Origin of the sequence: Alkalimonas mucilaginosa (assembly GCF_036327005.1) — a bacterium.
GTDB classification, from domain to species: Bacteria; Pseudomonadota; Gammaproteobacteria; order Enterobacterales; family Alteromonadaceae; genus Alkalimonas; species Alkalimonas mucilaginosa.
In genome coordinates, this window is the sequence record NZ_JAUGZK010000028.1 from 1 (window position 1) to 2,598 (window position 2,598).

Consider the following 2,598-nt stretch of genomic DNA (forward strand, 5'->3'; position numbering starts at 1 on the left):
ATATGCTTCAGTTTATGAAGAAATTGTATCAGAGTTAGAGAGAGAGGAATGCTTTCCCCAAAGTGAGGAGAGTATCAGTGTTACACAGAAAGACCAGAAAATAGTAAGAACTGACAGAAAGGCTTTTAATCTAGCGTTATTTTTGATGCTGGAAATAAGAGACATATACACATTAAATCCAATATTTGGGTTAGACAACTCTCTTAATGTGGACATACGACACAATGGTATAGTACCTAGATTGAGGTCGGTATTCGAAAAGCATGATTTACTTTGCAGGCAAGTTAACGGGGAATATTTAGACAATGAGTTTATAGAGGATTGCTTCAAAGCAAGTCTGACAAATAGCTATTACAACAAGCTACAAGAAGCCTTCAGAGCATTTTCTAAATCAGTTAATGACCTTTTGATTAGAATAAAAAACAACTATATGCAGATAGGCACAGACGACCTATCCTCTATCGACTCCTTATTTAAATTCACATTTGAATCAGATGAAGTACACATGATGCTCAGCTTAATAAAGAGCGGAAGTACTTTTGATGAAATTGTTAAGTGGAATATTAATTCTTTGGATAGAAAAGCAGAGCAGTTAATTCAGGCGGGAAAAGTGATCATAGTTGATTTGCTGCCAACAAAAGTAGATAGCTATTTTAAAGATTTAAAGCTTGTCTCAAATGACTTAAGGAATAACGCATACAGAGTAAACGAAAAAATTTCACTAGCAAAAACAGATCTGATAAGTGCAAGCAATGAAGTGAGTTGTTGGTTAGACTTCGTTAAATCTTCTGGTGAACATTTTGATATCAATGTACCTGTATTGGAAGCTTTGAACTTTGTGCAAAACTTGTTTCCAAAAGTTGTGGTGACAACAACTCATGGGGCTATTACTTCAAATATATATGATGGTAGGCATCTAAAAAGTTTTATTAGGGTTTTTATAATGTTGTTTGAAAACTCAGTAAGCAGAAGAAATTTTGAACGTAAATGTGAATTGGTTATTGGTTGGGAAGAGAAACAAGACTGGTCAACTTTAATAGTATCTTCTTTATCTAAGAATATTGATTTAGAAAGAGTGCAAGAAATAAATGGCACGGTTAATAACATAAACTATCTGAATAAGGCTAGCAGAGACAAAAATAGTGGTTTTTACAAAATCAAGAAAATTTTTGAGCAAGATCTAAATGCTCAAAGTAAAATTGAACTGCTTGCGGATGGGCATTCATTCACAGTGAATATTGAATTTTTTAATAAAAATCTCTTGAAAAAGGAGTCTGAATATTGAAAATTCTAATAGCGGAAGACAACGCTACAAAGGCTAATCAAATACGTGAACTGCTATTATTGCAGCTCAAAATAGATCCAGCGGACTTGACTTTCACAACAAATAAAGAAGAAACACTAAAGATTCTCACTACTCAAGAATTTAATTTTTTGATACTTGACATGAGCCTACCTAGGTATTCGAGTGACTTAGATGATATAAAGCACCTTGCGGGTAAAGATATTTTAATATTTATGCGTCACAGGCGAAAACTTATACCTACGGTAGTTGTTACACAGCATGATGTTTTTGGACATCATAATAGTCAGATATCTCTTGAAAACTTAAGCAGTGAGTTGATGAAAGATTTTAGCAATTTTTTGTTTGGTGTATTGACGTGGGACTCTTCATCTGAACACTGGAAAGATGAATTAGTAAAATCAATTGAGAGTGTAGAGTAGCAATGATATCTGTTCTTGTTGTTGAGGATGACGACTCAAAATTTGAAAACGTAAAAAATATTATCGAAGAGTTAGACATTCCAGAGAGATGGGTTTCTAGAACTATAAGTGTTCAAGAAACCTTATCTTCTTTAGGAATTTCTAAATTTGATGTGTTAATATTAGACCTTCAAATTCCACAAAGAGCTAACGAAGAAAAAAAGGATACTGGGGGGTTAAACGTCCTCAAGGCTATAAAGCATGATGTTAGGAGGAAAGGGGATAAATATAAGACACCAAACGTAATTATTGGGCTCACAAAGCACACTGAATTATTTGAGCAGCAAGCCAATTTATTTACGGAACAAAGAGTATTTTCCTATGTATATGATTATATAGACGATGCATGGGCTGATGGGATTAAAGATTCAATAAATGAGTACATTCACTCTAAGCAGACATCAACACTCCATAGGCCTACAGATAAGATAATTTATTCTATTCATGGAATACATTCCTTTGGTGGCTGGCAAGGAAGGTTTGATGATTTTCTCAAAGAGCAGGGAAGTGAGTTTGAGCACATAGAATTTAAATATAATTTTTACCCTGTTTTTTCTTTTTTGATTCCCCCGCTGCGCAACCGAGAAGTTAAAACCTTTATTACAGAACTACAAGACCTAACGAATAGAAATAGAACTGCAGAAATTAACATCGTAGCTCATAGCTTTGGCTCTTTTGTTGCTGTCAAGGCCTTAGAAAAAATCCCGTTAATTTCAAGCCCCAAAATAGGACGAATTGTATTCTGTGGAAGTGTGCTAAAGTCTGGTTACCAATTGCAAAATATTATAAATAAGCATGAAATTCATGGGATTGTTAACGATTGCGGAATTTCAG

Annotated in this window: 2 protein-coding genes and 1 pseudogene; all 3 read left to right on the forward strand. The window is 34.1% G+C overall.

Going from position 1 to position 2,598, the window contains the following annotated elements:
* On the forward strand, positions 1-1,285 hold a 1,285-nt coding region (locus QWF21_RS17875; protein WP_330089401.1), incomplete at its 5' end, for a hypothetical protein.
* Entirely contained in the window at positions 1,282-1,725 is a 444-nt protein-coding gene (locus QWF21_RS17880; protein WP_330089402.1) for a response regulator, read from the forward strand. The genes QWF21_RS17875 and QWF21_RS17880, both read left to right, overlap by 4 nt.
* A gap of 2 nt (positions 1,726-1,727) precedes the next feature.
* Positions 1,728-2,598 (forward strand): annotated as a pseudogene (locus QWF21_RS17885) (hypothetical protein); the annotation flags it as partial.